The organism is Nocardiopsis sp. NPDC050513 (assembly GCF_044457925.1).
Taxonomy (GTDB): domain Bacteria; phylum Actinomycetota; class Actinomycetes; order Streptosporangiales; family Streptosporangiaceae; genus Nocardiopsis.
The window spans coordinates 48,239-64,180 of record NZ_JBITHK010000007.1; the positions used below are offsets into that span (position 1 = coordinate 48,239).

Genomic DNA, 15,942 nt, shown 5'->3' on the forward strand with positions numbered 1-15,942 from the left:
GCGTCGACACGCACTGGCACTCGCGTGTCCGCCCTGGCGCCGGGCCACGCAGGGGGAGGGCTCGGTGGATCAGTCCTCCGGGTCTTGTTCCCTGCACGAGGCGACTTCTACCGTGGAAGCCTCTCGAACCGTGTCAACGCTCGTGGTGACCATGCGGTTCCCCGCCTCGACCGCGGAACGGGCCTGGCCGACCTGGACGTGCTGGTCGTCCAGGGCCGTGATGAGGCACCGGGCGCCGGCCTGGCTGTTGACCTCGAAGGTGATCCTCGCCTCGTCGGCCGACGCGATCTCGTAGGACACGACCTGGTGGTACACCCCGCCGGCCAGGCCCGAGTAGTTCATGACGGAGTAGCCCCACCCGATCGCCGTGACGACGGCGAAGACGGTCCCGAAGACGAAGAAGAGCGGGCCGTTGCCGTGGCGCTTGCGCAGCGCTGGCGTGGCGTCGGCACTGTTCACGGCGGCTTCTTCCGGGGTCGCGGGCATCGGGAATCTCCGAACGAGGGGACGGTGTTGTCTAAGATATCCCCGACCTGACAGCCCCCCTACTCGGCCCACACGTGAGTCGTCCATGCCGTGCTTCCGGGGTGCCCGGACGGCCCACCCATCGAGCCGTTCACCGAGTCAAGGAGAATCCTTCGTTGTCCGAGCGACTGCGCCTCATGGCGGTTCACGCCCACCCCGACGACGAGTCCAGCAAGGGCGCGGCCACCATGGCGCGTTACGTGGAGGAGGGCGTCGACGTACTCGTCGTCACCATGACCGGCGGCGAACGCGGCGACATCCTCAACCCCGCGATGGAACGTCCCGAGATCCGAGAGAACATCGCCGAGGTCCGGCGTGAGGAGATGGACCGGGCCAGGGAGATCCTCGGCATCAAGCAGGAGTTCGCCGGTTTCGTCGACTCCGGCCTGCCCGAGGGCGACCCGCTGCCGCCCCTCCCGGAGGGCAGCTTCGCCACCCTCCCGGTCGAGAAGGGCGCCGAGCCCCTCGTCGAGTCCATCCGCCGGTTCCGCCCGCACGTCATCCTCACCTACGACGAGCAGGGCGGATACCCGCATCCGGACCACATCATGACCCACAAGGTGTCGATGCTCGCCTTCGACGCCGCCGGCGATCCGGACGCCTACCCGGAGGCCGGTGAGCCGTGGCAGCCGCTCAAGCTGTACTACTTCGTGTCCTTCCCGCCCGAGCGGTTCGACGCGCTGGCCAAGGTCCTCGCCGAGCGGGGCCTGGAGAACCCGTTCGCCGAGTGGGTCGACCGCATCAAGGACATGGACCGCCCGCGCTGGGAGATCACCACCCAGGTCCAGGCGAGCGAGTACTTCGACGTCGCCGACGAGGCGCTCAGGGCGCACGCCACCCAGGTCGACCCGAACGGGTTCTGGTTCGCGGTGCCCAACGAGATCAAGGCCGAGGCCTGGCCGACGGAGGACTACCACCTGGTCCGTTCGCTGGTCGACACCGAGGTCCCGGAGACGGACCTCTTCGCGGGCGTCACCGAGTCCGTGGGAGTATGAGTGGCATGAACACGCTTCTGATCTCCGCGCCCGTGCTGGCGGACCAGATCGAGCTGGACCGGAACCTCGTGACCCCCGGTGTCCTGGGCTTCCTCACGGTGTTCGCGATCGGGGTCGCGCTCTACTTCCTCATGCGCAACATGACGGGGAAGCTGCGCGGCCTGTCCGCCGAGGCCGCCGAGGCCGGCGACGGCGCCACCGCGGCCGCGGCGACGGGCGACGGCGCGGAGGCCGGCAAGGACTGAGGCTCGTGCCCCGCCGTGCCCCAGCGGGGACCACGCCTCCGCGGAGGCGCGTGCGGCTGATGGCACAGTGGGGATATGCCCAACCGCCTGAGCGACGCGACCAGTCCGTACCTCCTGCAGCACGCCGACAACCCCGTGGAGTGGCACCCCTGGGGTGAGGAGGCGTTCGCGGAGGCACGCCGTCGCGACGTGCCCGTGCTCGTCTCCGTCGGCTACGCCGCCTGTCACTGGTGCCACGTGATGGCCCACGAGTCCTTCGAGGACGCGGCGACCGCCGAGCGGATGAACGCCCTGTTCGTCAACGTCAAGGTGGACCGCGAGGAGCGTCCGGACGTCGACGCCGTGTACATGGAGGCCACCCAGGCCATGACCGGTCAGGGCGGATGGCCCATGACCGTGTTCGCCACCCCCGACGGGGCTCCGTTCTACTGCGGGACCTACTTTCCGCGCGACCACTTCCAGCGGCTCCTGGAGGGCGTGGCCACGGCCTGGCGCGACCGGCGCGACGAACTCCTCAAGCAGGGCGAGCGGGTGGTGGCCGCGCTCAGCGGGCCGCGTACGCTGGCCGCCGCGCCCCCGCCCACGCGGGAGACCCTCGACCTGGCGGTGCAGGCGCTGGTCCGCGACTACGACCACGGCCACGGCGGTTTCGGCGCCGAGCCCAAGTTCCCGCCGTCCATGGTGCTGTCGTTCCTCATCGCGCAGCACGAGCGCACCCTGCCGCTCCAGAGCACCGGTGACCCCACACCCGCGGGGCTGATGGCCGCGGGCACGGCGGTCGGAATGGCCCGCGGCGGCGTCTACGACCAACTCGGCGGCGGTTTCGCCCGCTACTCGGTGGACCGGGAGTGGGTGGTGCCCCACTTCGAGAAGATGCTCTACGACAACGCGCTCCTGCTGCGCGCCTACACCCGGATGAGCCGCAGGCCGTCCGACGCGGGCCTCGCCGGGCCCGACGAGCGCCCGCTCCTGCTCCGGGTCGCCGAGGAGACCGCCGACTGGATGGTGCGCGACCTGCGCACCCCCGAGGGCGGGTTCGCCTCGTCCCTGGACGCCGACACCGAGGGCGAGGAGGGCGCCTTCTACGTGTGGACGCCCGCCCAACTGCGCGAGGTCCTCGGCGACGAGGACGCCGAGTTCGCCGCGCGGGTGTTCCGGGTGACGGAGGAGGGCACCTTCGAGCGCGGGGCCTCGGTCCTCCAGCTCCCCCGGACGCCCGCCGATCACGACCGGTACGACCGCGTCCGCGCGGCGTTGCTGCGCGCCCGCGCGGACCGCGAGGCTCCCGGCCGGGACGACAAGGTGGTCGCCGCCTGGAACGGTCTGGCCGTCGCCGCCCTGGCCGAGGCGGGCGCCCTGCTCGAACGCCCCGACCTCGTGGACGCCGCCCGCTCCGCCGCCGACCTGATCCTGGACGTCCACCTGCGCGACGGCCGTCTCGTGCGCACCTCCCGCGACGGCCGCGCCGGAACCAGCGCGGGTGTGCTGGAGGACTACGCGGACATGGCCGAGGGGCTGCTCGCCCTGCACGGGGTGACCGGGGAGGCCCGCTACGCGCACGAGGCGGGGCGCCTGCTCGACGCCGTCCTGGAGCACTTCGGCGACGGGGAGGGCGGGCTCTTCGACACGGCCGACGACGCCGAGCACCTGTTCAGCCGCCCCCAGGACCCGACCGACAACGCCACCCCCTCGGGGCGGTCGGCCGCCGCCTCCGCGCTGGTGGCCTACGCGGCGCTGACCGGTTCGGAGCGGCACCGCACGGCCGCGGAGGGGGCGCTGTCACCGGTGTCCCTCCTGGCGGAGAAGGCCGCCCGGTTCGCCGGGTGGGCCCTGGCCACGGGGGAGGCCGTGCTGAGCGGACCGCGCGCGGTCGCGGTGGTCGGCGACCCGCGGGACCCCGCCGTGGACGAGTTGGTGCGCACGGCGCTGCGTTGGGCGCCGTTGGGAACGGTGCTCGCGCGCGGCGACGGCCGCACGGACGGCGGCGTGCCGCTGCTGCGGGGACGCGTGCCGGTCGAGGGCCGTGCCACCGCGTACGTGTGCGAGGGTTTCACCTGCAAGCTGCCGGTCACCACGCCGGAGGAGCTGAGGGAGCAGGTGGCCGGAGTCTGAGCCGCCGGTGGCCCCGGCGGCGCCCGAGGAGGCGGGACGGTTCAGCGCAGCGCGATCGCGGTGATGATCCTGTCCACGAGGTCGGGCCGGTAGTCGGGCTGCCGGACCTCCAGGTAGACGGTCTTGGGCACGCCCGGTTCGTGGACGGCGGCGCTGCTGAAGGACCCGTTGCCGTTGCAGTCCGCCCACTCCCACACGGTGCCCTCCCACGTGCGGCCGTCGACGGCGCGCTCGGTCGGTCGGCCGTCGCACGGGTCGGTGTCGGCGATCGCGGCCAGGGGTTGGGCGCCCGGCATGACCGTCGTGTAGACCCCGTAGGACGGCTTGTCGGTGGAGTGCCAGTCGTCGACGTCGGTCGCCACGAGCAGTCCGGGGCCCGCGCCGGCGTCGGCCGCCACCGGCCGGGCCTCCTGGTCGACGTCGAGTTCGGCGAGCCAGGCCATGGGGACGCCCACCTCCAGCTCGTGGCCGTCGGACTGGATGAGCGTCAGGTCCATCCCGGGGTGGCCGACGGAGGAGGTGACGCCCGCGAACGTCACGACGAGGGCGGCCAGGAGGCGGCCCGCCCGGTGCCAGGGCATCCGGTAACGGCTCCACCACGGGTCCGCCCGGGGCAGGTCGGGCGACATGCGGATCGCCCTGACCCGATCGGTGAAGGTTTTGGCGTCCGCTGGGCGGCTTTCCCGGTCCACCGAAAGTGCCGACAGAATGAGCGTGTCGAGCGCCGGAGGCAGCCCTGGCCGGATCCGGCCAGGGGCGATCCGCACGGGCGGGCGCGAGGGCGGACGGCCGGTGATGAGCTCGTAGGCGACCGCGCCGAGCGAGTACACGTCCGAGCGGACGTCCAGGTCACCGCCGGGGATGCTCTGCTCCGGAGACATGTACCCGGGGGTCCCGGCGGCCGCGGTGAACCCCGACGCCTCGTCGATCGACTTGGCGAACCCCAGGTCCGCCACCAGCACCCGCTGACCCACCGGCGACGACTGCAGCAGCACGTTGGACGGCTTGATGTCGCGGTGGATCGTGCCGTGGTTGTGCAGCACGGTGATGCCCTGGCCGATCTCGGTCAGCAGCCGCAGCGCCTCGTCGAGAGGCAGCTGACCTCGGCGGATGAGGTCTGCGACACTACCCTGGTCGGCGTAGGTCATCACCATGTACGGCCGCCCGTCCGGCAGCACGTCCACGTCGTGCACGGCCACCAGCCAGGTGGAGTCGGTCTGGCGCAGGATGCGCGCCTCCTCCAGGAACCGGTGCTGGATGTCCATCTGGTGCGCCCAGTTCTCGGCGAGTACCTTGATGGCCACCGGATAGTTGAGTAGATCGTCCTGTGCCAACCAGACGGTCGCGAAGGAGCCGGAACCCAGGCGCCTGATGACGCGGTAACGTCCGAAGGCCTCCGGTTGGCTCATGTCCGCCTCGGTCTGTCGGGGGTGGAAACGCGGTCGTTGCCCACTAATACACCATCTAGACCCCCACGCCGCGTTCCGCGGATATGATCCCCACTCCGGATACCTCCGATCACCGCGGGGCATGCACACCCATGGGATCCGTAGGCGGACGTGTGCACCACACGAGGGGCGCGAATCAGGGAGAGACCACTCATGGCCAGTAGTGACCACCCAGTCCACGACGAGACCCCCGCGCCCCGGCGCCGGGTGGCGAGCAACGTCGACCAGGAGCTGGAGGATCTCGCCCGGCGGGCCAGGGACGGCGACGCCGCGGCCCTGGACGAGGTCCTCCGCCGCATCCAGCCCGAGGTGCTGCGTCGCTGCTCCCGGTTCCTCCCCTACCGCCAGGACGCGGAGGAGGCGTGCCAGGACGCGCTGCTGCGCGTGGCCCGCAAGATCGGCAGCTTCAAGGGCGACTCCCTGTTCACCACGTGGCTGTACACGGTGGTGTCCAACTCCGCCCGGCAGACCTACCGTTCCATGAAGCGCCGCGCGGCCGAGTTCCCCACCGAGGCCGAGCGCATGCCCCACCAGAGCGACCCCCGCACGACCAGCGTCATCGCCGGTTCGCGCATCGACTTGCTGGAGGCCCTCGACCAGCTGGAGAAGGACCGCCCCAACCTGGTCGCCCCCCTGGTCCTGCGCGACCTGTGCCAGATGGACTACAACGAGATCGCCTCCGAGCTGAACCTGGCGCTGGGCACGGTCAAGTCCCGGATCCACCAGGGGCGCAAACACGTGCGCAAGTCGCTCGCCGTGACGTGACCGCCCGCGGCGAACTACTCTGGGAGACATCCCGTCCCGGCCGCCGCTCCGGCGTGCGCCGTTCCCGCTCCAGCTCTGAGAGGTATCGCCCATGGGGCTTCGTGACCCCCTGTACTGGTTGTACGAGCGACGTCTCGAACGTCACCTGACCAGCCAGGAGATGCCGCGCCACGTCGGTGTGGTGCTGGACGGGAACCGGCGCTGGGCCCGGAGCAGCGGCAAGCAGGCGCTCGAGGACGGGCACCGGGCCGGCGCGGACAAGATCTTCGAACTCCTGCGCTGGTGCGACGAGCTGGGCGTGCAGGTGGTCACCATCTGGATGCTGTCCACCGACAACCTGACCCGTGACGACTCCGAGCTCCAGCCGCTCCTGCGCATCATCGAGGCCACCGTCGGCCGACTGCGGGACGAGGGATGGAACACCCGGCCGGTCGGAGCCCTCGACGTCCTGCCCGACACCACCGCCCGCGCCCTGAAGGAGGCGGAAGCGGCCACATCCGGCAATCCGGGCCTGGTTGTCAACGTCGCCGTCGGGTATGGGGGTAGACGTGAGATCGCCGACGCGGTTCGGTCCCTCCTCCAGGAGGAGGCGGCCAGGGGCACCGGTATCCAGGAGCTCGCCGAGCGCCTGGACATCGAGGACATCGCGCGGCATCTCTACACGCGCGGCCAACCCGATCCCGACCTGCTCATCCGCACGTCGGGGGAGCAACGACTGTCCGGTTTCATGCTGTGGCAGAGCGTGCACTCGGAGTTCTACTTCTGCGAGGTCCACTGGCCTGCTTTCCGCAGGGTCGACTTCCTCCGTGCACTGCGTTCGTACGGCGCGCGCAACCGTCGCTTCGGCTCCTGACCCCCAACCCCGCCCTCCTCATCGGAGGCGCCCCTTAACGCGGTATTCACCGCATGTCGGGCCGGGGCTCTGGAAAACGGGCCGGTGGGCACGTAGCGTCGGATCTGACGGGTGGCGTTCGTCCATCCGTTCGGGAGGCCCCGGCTCATTGATCTCCTCCGTCACAGCGGAACGTCAACGAGGAGGGCCGGACCCGGCCCTCTGGGGCCAGGTCCCGGTCCTCCATGATCCCGTGACAGTAGGGCGCCCCAGCGGTGCCCAAGGGGAGAACGAGTGGCTAGTTCCTCGACCGATCGCCGTGACACCCAGTCCCCCACCACCCCCCACCCGGAGGTGACGGAGGGCACGCGCGTGTACGTGCTCGACACCAGCGTCCTGCTCGCCGACCCGATGGCGGTCACCCGGTTCGCCGAGCACGAGGTCGTCATCCCCGTGGTGGTGATCACCGAGCTGGAGAGCAAGCGACACCACCCGGAGCTCGGGTACTTCGCGCGCCAGGCGCTGCGCCTCCTGGACGACCTGCGGGTCGCCAACGGTCGGCTGGACGTCCCGGTGCCGGTGAACGACCAGGGCGGCACGCTGCGCGTCGAACTCAACCACAGCGATCCGGAGGTCCTGCCGGCGGGGTTCCGCCTCGGCGACAACGACACCCGGATCCTGACGGTGGCGCGCAACCTCCAGCTCTCGCCGCACGGCCGCGGGGACGCGGCCGAGGGGGAGGACGCCGAGGGCGACGTCGTGCTGGTGAGCAAGGATCTGCCGATGCGGATCAAGGCCTCCTCGATCGGCCTGGCCGCCGACGAGTACCGGGCCGAGCTCGCCATCGAGCACGGGTGGACCGGCATGGCCGAGCTGGACGTGCCCGCCCACCGGATCGGGGAGTTGTTCGAGGCGGGCACCAGTGAGATCGAGGAGGCCCGCGACCTGCCCTGCCACACCGGTCTGGTGCTGGTGTCCGAACGGGGCAAGGCGCTCGGCCGGGTGCGTCCCGACAAGTCCGTGCGGTTGGTGCGCGGCGACCGCGACGTGTTCGGCCTGCACGGACGCAGCGCGGAGCAGCGGATCGCGCTGGACCTGCTCACCGACCCGGAGGTGGGAATCGTCTCCCTGGGCGGGCGCGCGGGCACCGGTAAGTCGGCGCTGGCGCTGTGCGCGGGGCTGGAGTCGGTCCTGGAGCGCCGCCAGCACCGCAAGGTGATGGTGTTCCGCCCGCTCTACGCGGTGGGCGGCCAGGAGCTCGGCTACCTGCCCGGGACCGAGAACGACAAGATGACCCCGTGGGGCCAGGCGGTGCACGACACCCTGTCCGCGGTGACCAGCGAGGACGTCATCGAGGAGATCGTGGACCGGGGCATGTTGGAGGTGCTCCCGCTCACGCACATCCGCGGGCGCTCGCTGCACGACGCGTTCGTGATCGTGGACGAGGCCCAGTCGCTGGAGCGCGGGGTCCTGCTCACCGTGCTGTCCCGGTTGGGGGAGAACTCGCGGGTCGTGCTGACCCACGACATCGCCCAGCGCGACAACCTGCGGGTCGGTCGCCACGACGGCGTCGTCGCGGTGATCGAGAAGCTCAAGGGCCACCCGCTGTTCGCGCACGTCACCCTGACCCGCTCCGAGCGGTCGCCGATCGCCGCACTGGTCACGGAGATGCTGGAGAACTGACGGGGAACGGGACCACGCCGCAGGCGTTCGCCCGGGGCGGCTCGCGTCCGCGCGAGGCGCTCCGGGCGGTGGCGGGCGGGCCCGCGGCGCGTCACCGCTCCCCGGCAGCCGTCAACGCATTCCGGACACCAGGGCGCCCCACCGCCTGACGCGGGCCAGGCTGGCCTCGTAGCGCGCTCCCACCACGAGCAGGGCCGCGCCGACGACCGCGAACGGCACCCAGTTCGGCAGCTGGACGGTCAGGTCCCACAGCGGCGGCCCGAAGGCCCGCAGCGACGACACCAGCAGGGCGGTCGCGCCCAGGACCAGCCCTGCCTGGAGCCTCGCCCGAAGCCCCCATACGGCGACGGCCAGGCCCGCGGCGAGCACTGCGGGCACCCGCCAGAGCGCGCCGGAGCCGTCGAACACCATCCACACGGTCGGGAGGAGGAGCAGCGCGAGCCCGCCGCCGTACGCGACCCAACTGGACGGCGGAGGGACGGCCTTGCGGCTCCACTCCCACCCGACGACCAGCGCGGCGGTCGCGGGCACGACCGTGTACGCCTCGGGGACGGTCACACGCCAGGCCCCCAGCACCGTCCACAGCGCCATCAGCAGGAGCGCGCCGCCGACCCCGGCCAGCCAGCGGCGGCGCGGCCGTACGGCGCTGGCCAGGGCGATCACACCGACCAGGGCGAGGGCGAGCGCCACCAGCTCCCCGCGCGTCCCCGCCACCGCGGTCACGGTCACCGCGACCGCGGCCCACAGGGCCGCCGGGATCTCGGCGCTCTCCAGCAGCGGAGCGCGCAGTCGGGGTGCGACCGCCGCGACCCCCGCCACCAGGGCGATCGGCACCAGGGCCGCGTACTCCACGGGCACTCCCAGGGCCAGCGGCACCGCCAGCGCGCAGGCCCCGGTGGCCGTCGTGGCCGCGGCCGTGCCGCCGGCCGCGGCGAGGGCGGTCCTGGCCAGCGCGGCTGCGACGGCGCAGGCGACCGCGACGGCCGTGAGCGCTGCGGAGAGGGCGTACGGCTCCGGCAGGGCCCAGCACAGCCCCAGCAGCAGCGTGAGCAGACCGGTCACCCCGGGCACCCAGGTCACCCGTCGGTCCCGCGGCAGGGCCGAGGCCACGACGAGGGCGGAGCCGACGGCCAGGGTCCATGCCAGGGCGACCGCGAACGGAGCGCCGAGGACGATCGGCACGGGGACGAGCGCGGACGGAGCCACGAGCGCGGCCGTGTGCGCGCTCCACCGACGGGCGAGGACGAGGACCGCCCCGGCGGCGAGCACCCCGCTCAGCACCAGCCCGGACGCCACGGCCACGGCGGTGCCCGTGTCCGGCTGGCCCGGAAGTCCCAGGAAGACGTGCGCGGGCAGGAGGAGGTCCTCGGGGGCGGCGGGGGCGAGGAACGGGACGCGGACGAACCCGGACAGCACCGGCGCGCCGCGCGGTCCGGCGACCAGGGGGACGACGGCGAGCAGGAACAGGCCGACCAGGCTGGGCAACGACGGTCGGGCGCCCGCTCCGGCGGGCACCGGAAGGAACGGGAACGCCGTCCGGCTGACCGTCAGGGCGGCGGTCCCGACCATGAGCGCGGAGGCGGCGAGCAGCCACCGGGACACGGGTCCGCCGTCGGCCGCGGCGATCGCGACCAGGCAGACCGCCCCGATCACGACGGCGAGCAGCCCCAGCGCCACGGTCGTCACACCCACCCGCAGCGCCCGGTCCCGCCGCTCGGGAGCGGTGGTCCGGACGAGGACCGCCGCGCCGGCCGACGCGGTCGCGGAGAGAACGGCGAGCGCGACCAGGGTGGCGTGCCGTTCGGGCAGCGCCCACAGCACGCCGAGGAGGAGGGTGAGCGTGCCGGTGGCCGCGGGCACCCAGGCGGAGCCGCCCGCGACCCGGGACACGGCCAGGACGAGCGCGGCCCCGACGAGCGCCGTCCACACGACCGCCGCGACGAACGGAAGCCCGAGGACCACCGGAAGCGGTACGAGCGCGGCGGGGGCGGCGAGCGCGGTCGCCGCCCCCGTCCACCGCCGGTCGGCGACCCTGGCCACCAGGACGGCGAGGATCCCGGTCACGACGACGCCGAGCGCGATCCCGACCGCGGGGACGCCCGACCGGACCGACACGCCCAGGACCTCGTGCGCGGGGTCGAGCAGCGCCGACGCGGGCGCTGCCCAGGGGGCGTGGGGTCCCGCCGAGCCCGGCAGCGCGGGGGAGGAACCCGGGCCGGTGAGCAGCGGGCCGGACAGGAGCGGGGCGGCCGGCAACAGGAGCAGACCCGCGACCGTGGCCGACGGCGGAACGGCGGACCCGTCCGCTCCCGGCCCGGCGAACGGGTTCGGGGACCGCCCGAACACCAGCGCGGCGGCGCCGGCCGTGAGCACGAGCGCGGTGAACGACCAGTCCGGCGGTCCCGCCGCGCCTCCGGCGGCCCGGGTCCAGGCGAGCAGAGCCGCGCCCACGGCCAGGGAGAGCGCCCACAGCGCCGCGCTGGCCGCGTACAGGGGCCGGACGGGTCCGTCCCCCCGCCCGGCCCCCAGCCGCGCCTGGGCGAGTGCCAGGACGAGCGCGGTCGCGGCCACCAGCAGGAGCGCGGCCATGGTGGTGTGGGGCGAGGACAGCGACCAGCACACGCCCGTCACGACGGTCAGCGTGCCCGTGACCGCCGGGATCCAGCCCAGGCGGTCCGTTCGCAGGGCCACCGCGCCCAGGACGAGCGCCGCGCCGCACAGGACCGCCCAGACGGCCGCGGCGGCTCCGGGGAACCCCAGGAGCGACGGCACCGCCAACAGCGCGGCGGGAGCCGTCACGGCGACGACGGGCAGGACGAGCCGGCGCAGCAGCAGGGCGGGCGCGGCCACCGCCAGTCCGGCGCCGAGCAGGACCGCGACGAGGTGGGCGAGGGCGGCCGACGACCCCGGATCCGGGACGGCGACCCCCGACAGCGCGGCGATCGGGGCGGTGACGGCGTCGTTCCCGCCCGACCACGGCGCCGCCGGTATCCGGGGGAGCGCGGGCAGCGAGGCGGGACCGGCCGCGAGCGGCACCGCGCCCAGGGCCGCGAGGGCGGCGCCGGCGAACGCCCGGGGCGCGAGGCCCGGAGCGGGCACGGGACGGCGTGCCAGCAGCAGGCCGGTCACGCCGAGCAGTGCCAGGGCCGCGGCCACCGGCCACCGGCGTTCGGGGTCGATGCCGGGGTCGGCGCCGAACAGCACGGTCGCGGACGCTCCGGCGGCGCCGAGCCACAGCAGGAGCGCCGACCAGTACAGGGTCCGTACGGGACGCCCGGAGCGGGGCGTTCCGAGCCGACGGGCGACGACCGTGTCGGCCAGCGCGGTGGCGGCGACGGCGGGCAGCAGCCAGGACCAACGGCCGTCGAACGGCGTGGCCAGCACGGCCAGGAAGGCGACCGGTTGGGCGAGCACGACCGTGAGGACCCGGGGCCCGGCCAGGGGGACGACCAACGGGTACAGGGCGAGCAGCGCGCCGATCGCCGCGAGGGCGCCCGCCGCGTACCCCGCCGCGTTGGTGAGCCCGTCCGACAGCAGGAACAGGGCGAGGGCGTCGACGCAGAGCAGGCCCGCCGCCAGGGCCCCGAAGGTCTCGGCGCTCGCGCGCAGGCCGCGCCGGTGCAGGGGGAGGGCGACCCCGGCGATGGCGAGGGTGGTCAGGCCGAGCACGGTCGCGCGCGTGCCGGTGCCCATGTCGCTCCACGTCCAGACGGCGAAGACCAGGGCCGCGATGCCGACGAGCAGTCCGCCCAGACCGAGGATGGCGTTCTGCGCCGAACGCCGGGTGACCTCGCCCGCGCGCGTCGCAGCGGGGTGCGCCCCGGCGTGGGGTGCACCCGGATCGGCTCCGGGGACCCCGGAGGACGCGAACCCGGCCGCCGGCCCCTGGCCGGGGCCGACGGAGCCGTCCAGGGCCATCGGCGGGGTGTCGGGTGCGGCGGCCGGGCGCGACCGCGCACGCGAGACCCCCTGGGCTGGGGGGTCCTGGAGTGCCTGGGCGGCGATGAGGGACTCCCGGCGCAGCAGCCGGAGCAGGAGGACCCGCTCGGCGTTGAGCGCGGTCCCGCGGTCGGCGAGGGCGGCCAGCTCGGTGTCGATGTGCCACAGGCGTTCGGCCGCGGGGCCCACGAGCAGGATCCCGCACCGCGCGCAGGCGCGGGCCCGGTCGCTCAGGGGGGCGCGGCAGTCCGGGCACGCGAGATCCGGAACCGCGCGGTGCGGTGGGGGTCCTTGTCCGTTCATGCGGCCATCCTGGTCCGATTCCGGCGCGCGGACATCCGTACGGATACTCAGATCTCGGTTTCGGACACCGCGCCACGCTCACGGAGAGCTCAGGGGACACTCCCCACAACACAGACCACTTGGCCGACTCTTGACTCTTCGTGTCATATTGCAGGTCAGAGCACTGCAAATCCGACACATTCCGTGATGTGACCCAAGGCACAGTAAAAGTGGCGTTACTTTACCGTGACGGTGGTGCAGGCTGAATCCGCCGCTCAGTGCGTTCCGCCCTGAGCGGGCCCCTCGTCGCGGCGGGTCGAACGGAGTCCCCGTCCCCGCCGCGCGGCACGTGCCCGGACCGGGCCGTGCGCGCTGTGGCGCCCGACCCCCCAAGCGCGGGCGCCCACCTGTTCCACCAGGAATCTCCCTGCCCGAACACCCCTCTTGGGAAAGGCAACCGTGGTACTCAACCGAATGTCGCTGCGCATCACCGCGGCCGTCGGTGTGGCGACCCTCGTCGCCGGCGGGACCTTCGCCGTCGTCGCCTTCGCCGACGACGACACCGAGCCGGATTCGGCCGTCAACGCCGCCGTCCCCGACACCGAGGAGCCCGCGGACGAGGCGGAGTTCTTCGCCTCCGAGGAACTGACCGACGAGGAGCTCCAGGGCCTGCGCGCGCAGGCCGAGCAGGAGCGCGACGCCGCGGTCGGCGGCGGCGTGCTGTCCCTCCAGGTCCAGGCCGGCGACATCGTCGAGGAGGTGGAGGAGGAAGAGGAGGAGCCGGCGGACGACGCTCCCGAGTTCACCGGCGACGCGAGGGCCGTCGCGCGCGACATGGTCCTGGCCGAGGGCTGGCCCGCCAGCGAGTTCGACGACTGCCTGGAACCCCTGTGGCAGAAGGAGAGCAACTGGAACCACACGGCGCAGAACCCGAGTTCCGGCGCCTACGGCATCCCGCAGTCCCTCCCCGGCGACAAGATGGCCAGCCACGGCGACGACTGGCGCACCAACCCCGCCACGCAGATCGCGTGGGGCATCGACTACATCAAGGGTCGCTACGGCACCCCCTGCGAGGCCTGGGCCCACTCCCAGACCAACGGCTGGTACTGACCGGCCCGCCGCGCGGGCGCGGGGACCGGCGCCCGGCGCCCGCGCGGCCCCGCGTCAGCCGGTGTGCGGGTCGAACGTCTGGACGACCTCCTCGGCGAGGTCGTCGAAGTCGTCGGCCTGCCCGCGCGGCACGTTGACGCTCACGAGGTAGAAGATCCGCTGGCCCTCGTACTCGAAGTTGATCACGTACCGCCAGAAGTGGCGCTCCGCCGTGCCCCACTGCACGTTCGAGAAGTCGGCCTCGACGCAGGCGACGTCCCACTCCTCGCCCCACGCGTCGGGGAAGTCGTCGCTGTCGACCTCGTTCAGCTCCAGCTGCTCGTAGTCGGTCGTGACGTCGTCCGGAACGACGTTCGTGCCGCCCTCCGTCTCCTCCAGGTACTCGGCGCTGGTCCCCTCGAACTCCTGCTCCGTCCAACCGGTCGCCAGAACCTGGTGGTCCTGCCCGGGCGCGACGAAGTAGACGAGCGTCTCGTCGATCCTGGTGTCGTCGACCGTCCACCCGCTCGGGTAGTCCACGTCGAACCACTGCGAGCGGAAGGTCGTCAGGTCGTCGTAGGACGGCGGATCCTCGTCGGTCCGGCCCGGATCGCCGCTCCCGGCCGGCTCCGGAGGGGACTGCTGGGCCGTGGGGCCGCCCGTCTGCCGCGGGGTCTCGACCACCTGCTCCTGCCCGCTCGGTTCACCGCCCGCGCGGACCATGAGCGCCGCCGCCACCACCGCGACGAGCACCACGGCCACGCCGCCGGCGCCCAGCCCGATGAGGAGCTTGCCCGTCGTGCCCGTCCCGGACCTCCGCCCCCCGCCGTGCCCACCGGAGTGGACGGGGCCGGTGGTGCCGCCGGGCCCGCCGCGCGGCGGCACGGGCGGGTGGACGGGCCCGTGCGGGGGCCGTCCGAGGCTCGGGTGGGGTGTCGTCGGCCCGGGGCCCGGATACGGACCCGCGGGCCGGGGCCCGGTGTTCGGCGCGGGGTGACCGCCGCTCGGCGCGTGGTGGGCGGGCCCCCGGAAGCCCGCGTGGGGCCCGCTGGGGTGCCCGGCCGTGCCGGGCACGGGCGCTCCGGCCGGTCCGGGCGCGAAGACGCCGACCGCGCCGAGCGCGCCGGCGGCGTGTCCACCGGTGCCGCCTCCGGGCGCCGCGGAGGGCTGGGCGCCCGTGCCGCCGCCGCGCTCGCGCAGCAGGGCCAGCGCCGCGTCGGCGGACAGCCGCCGGTCCGGGTCCCGCTCCAGGAGGCCGCTGATGACCGGCTCCAGCCACCCGGCGCGCGTCATCGGCGGCAGCGGCGCTGAGATCACCGCGGCGATCGCCGCCGTGATGGTGTCCCGCTTGAACGGCGAGACGCCCTCCACCGCGGCGAACAGGGTCACGCCGATGCTCCACAGGTCGCCCCTGTGCTCGGCGGGACCGCCTTCCAGACGCTCCGGCGGCATGTACTCGGGCGAACCGATGAGGGCTCCGGTCCGCGTGATGCTCGGCCCGCCCTCCATCGTGGCGATGCCGAAGTCGGTGAGGATGACCCGGCCGTCCGCGGACATCATGATGTTGCCGGGTTTGATGTCGCGGTGCAGGACACCGGCCTCGTTGGCCGCCCGCACGGCCCGCAGGAGCGATGCGGCGACCGTCGCGGCGCTCTCCGGGTCCAGGGCGCCGCGCTCGGCGAGCACGTCCTGGAGCGACCCGCCCTCGACCAGCTCCATGACCACCCACGGGTCGCCCTCGAAGACGAACACGTCGTGGATGGTGATCACGGTGGGGTGGCTGACCCGTGCCGCCGAGCGGGCCTCGCGCCGCACCCGCGCGTGCGCGTCCTCCCGCTCCGACTCGGTGAAGTGGTCGGGCAGGAGGACCTGTTTGATGGCGACGATCCGGTCCAGGGAGGGGTCGAAGGCCTCCCAGACCACACCCATCCCGCCGCGGCCGAGCTCGCGACGGAGGACGTAGCGGTCCGCGACGATCCGTTCAGGGTCGCTGTTCATCGACATGTATCGCTCTCTCGGCGGGCTCA

General features: G+C 73.5%; 11 protein-coding genes. 7 read left to right on the plus strand and 4 right to left on the minus strand.

Annotation, left to right across the window (positions count from 1 at the left end; all coding sequences use genetic code 11):
- Window positions 1-69 precede the first annotated feature (69 nt).
- Entirely contained in the window at window positions 70-486 is a 417-nt protein-coding gene (locus ACIBFB_RS14370) for a DUF4307 domain-containing protein (RefSeq protein ID WP_397230058.1), read from the minus strand.
- Between the two features lie 155 nt (window positions 487-641).
- Between ACIBFB_RS14370 and mca the strand changes: the two genes are divergently transcribed.
- From mca to ACIBFB_RS14385, 3 genes are all read left to right on the plus strand, one after another.
- Window positions 642-1,520: a mycothiol conjugate amidase Mca gene (gene mca, locus ACIBFB_RS14375; protein WP_397230060.1), complete on the plus strand. Its 879-nt coding sequence runs from the start codon at window positions 642-644 to the stop codon at window positions 1,518-1,520.
- A gap of 5 nt (window positions 1,521-1,525) precedes the next feature.
- Complete coding sequence (locus ACIBFB_RS14380; protein ID WP_397230062.1) at window positions 1,526-1,765, plus strand: hypothetical protein; 240 nt, start codon at window positions 1,526-1,528, stop codon at window positions 1,763-1,765.
- Between the two features lie 75 nt (window positions 1,766-1,840).
- Window positions 1,841-3,877, plus strand: coding sequence for a thioredoxin domain-containing protein (locus ACIBFB_RS14385; RefSeq protein WP_397230064.1), 2,037 nt, complete (start codon window positions 1,841-1,843; stop codon window positions 3,875-3,877).
- Between the two features lie 41 nt (window positions 3,878-3,918).
- On the opposite strand, the gene ACIBFB_RS14390 is transcribed toward ACIBFB_RS14385, so the two are convergent.
- Entirely contained in the window at window positions 3,919-5,286 is a 1,368-nt protein-coding gene (locus ACIBFB_RS14390) for a serine/threonine-protein kinase (protein ID WP_397230066.1), read from the minus strand.
- Between the two features lie 192 nt (window positions 5,287-5,478).
- On the opposite strand from ACIBFB_RS14390, the gene ACIBFB_RS14395 reads away from it, so the two are divergent.
- The 3 genes from ACIBFB_RS14395 (at window position 5,479) to ACIBFB_RS14405 (ending at window position 8,605) form a co-directional block, all read left to right on the plus strand.
- Window positions 5,479-6,090: an RNA polymerase sigma factor gene (locus ACIBFB_RS14395; RefSeq protein ID WP_397230068.1), complete on the plus strand. Its 612-nt coding sequence runs from the start codon at window positions 5,479-5,481 to the stop codon at window positions 6,088-6,090.
- A 91-nt stretch (window positions 6,091-6,181) separates the two neighbouring features.
- Window positions 6,182-6,943 (plus strand): isoprenyl transferase, encoded by a 762-nt coding sequence (locus ACIBFB_RS14400; RefSeq protein WP_397230070.1) that lies wholly within the window; start codon window positions 6,182-6,184, stop codon window positions 6,941-6,943.
- 273 nt (window positions 6,944-7,216) lie between these two features.
- The gene (locus ACIBFB_RS14405; RefSeq protein ID WP_397230072.1) at window positions 7,217-8,605 is read left to right on the plus strand and encodes a PhoH family protein; all 1,389 of its coding nucleotides are present in this window, start codon (window positions 7,217-7,219) and stop codon (window positions 8,603-8,605) included.
- Window positions 8,606-8,716: 111 nt separating this feature from the next.
- Here ACIBFB_RS14405 and ACIBFB_RS14410 read toward each other — a convergent pair whose 3' ends face one another.
- On the minus strand, window positions 8,717-12,847 hold the full coding sequence (locus ACIBFB_RS14410; RefSeq protein WP_397230074.1) for an SCO7613 C-terminal domain-containing membrane protein: 4,131 nt from the start codon (window positions 12,845-12,847) through the stop codon (window positions 8,717-8,719).
- Between the two features lie 453 nt (window positions 12,848-13,300).
- Here ACIBFB_RS14410 and ACIBFB_RS14415 point away from each other — a divergent pair, with 453 nt between their 5' ends.
- Entirely contained in the window at window positions 13,301-13,936 is a 636-nt protein-coding gene (locus tag ACIBFB_RS14415; protein WP_397230588.1) for a transglycosylase SLT domain-containing protein, read from the plus strand.
- Window positions 13,937-13,990: 54 nt separating this feature from the next.
- Here the strand turns inward: ACIBFB_RS14415 and ACIBFB_RS14420 are convergent, their stop codons facing one another.
- Window positions 13,991-15,919 (minus strand): serine/threonine-protein kinase, encoded by a 1,929-nt coding sequence (locus ACIBFB_RS14420; RefSeq protein WP_397230076.1) that lies wholly within the window; start codon window positions 15,917-15,919, stop codon window positions 13,991-13,993.
- Window positions 15,920-15,942: the final 23 nt, after the last annotated feature.

What these genes read in the sequence shown, in the direction of transcription:
- ACIBFB_RS14370 (WP_397230058.1), bottom strand. Translation starts at nt 486, where the DNA reads ATGCCCGCGACCCCGGAAGAAGCCGCCGTGAACAGTGCCGACGCCACG.
- ACIBFB_RS14380 (WP_397230062.1), top strand. Translation starts at nt 1,526, where the DNA reads ATGAACACGCTTCTGATCTCCGCGCCCGTGCTGGCGGACCAGATCGAG.
- ACIBFB_RS14385 (WP_397230064.1), top strand. Translation starts at nt 1,841, where the DNA reads ATGCCCAACCGCCTGAGCGACGCGACCAGTCCGTACCTCCTGCAGCAC.
- ACIBFB_RS14390 (WP_397230066.1), bottom strand. Translation starts at nt 5,286, where the DNA reads ATGAGCCAACCGGAGGCCTTCGGACGTTACCGCGTCATCAGGCGCCTG.
- ACIBFB_RS14395 (WP_397230068.1), top strand. Translation starts at nt 5,479, where the DNA reads ATGGCCAGTAGTGACCACCCAGTCCACGACGAGACCCCCGCGCCCCGG.
- ACIBFB_RS14400 (WP_397230070.1), top strand. Translation starts at nt 6,182, where the DNA reads ATGGGGCTTCGTGACCCCCTGTACTGGTTGTACGAGCGACGTCTCGAA.
- ACIBFB_RS14410 (WP_397230074.1), bottom strand. Translation starts at nt 12,847, where the DNA reads ATGAACGGACAAGGACCCCCACCGCACCGCGCGGTTCCGGATCTCGCG.
- ACIBFB_RS14415 (WP_397230588.1), top strand. Translation starts at nt 13,301, where the DNA reads ATGTCGCTGCGCATCACCGCGGCCGTCGGTGTGGCGACCCTCGTCGCC.
- ACIBFB_RS14420 (WP_397230076.1), bottom strand. Translation starts at nt 15,919, where the DNA reads ATGTCGATGAACAGCGACCCTGAACGGATCGTCGCGGACCGCTACGTC.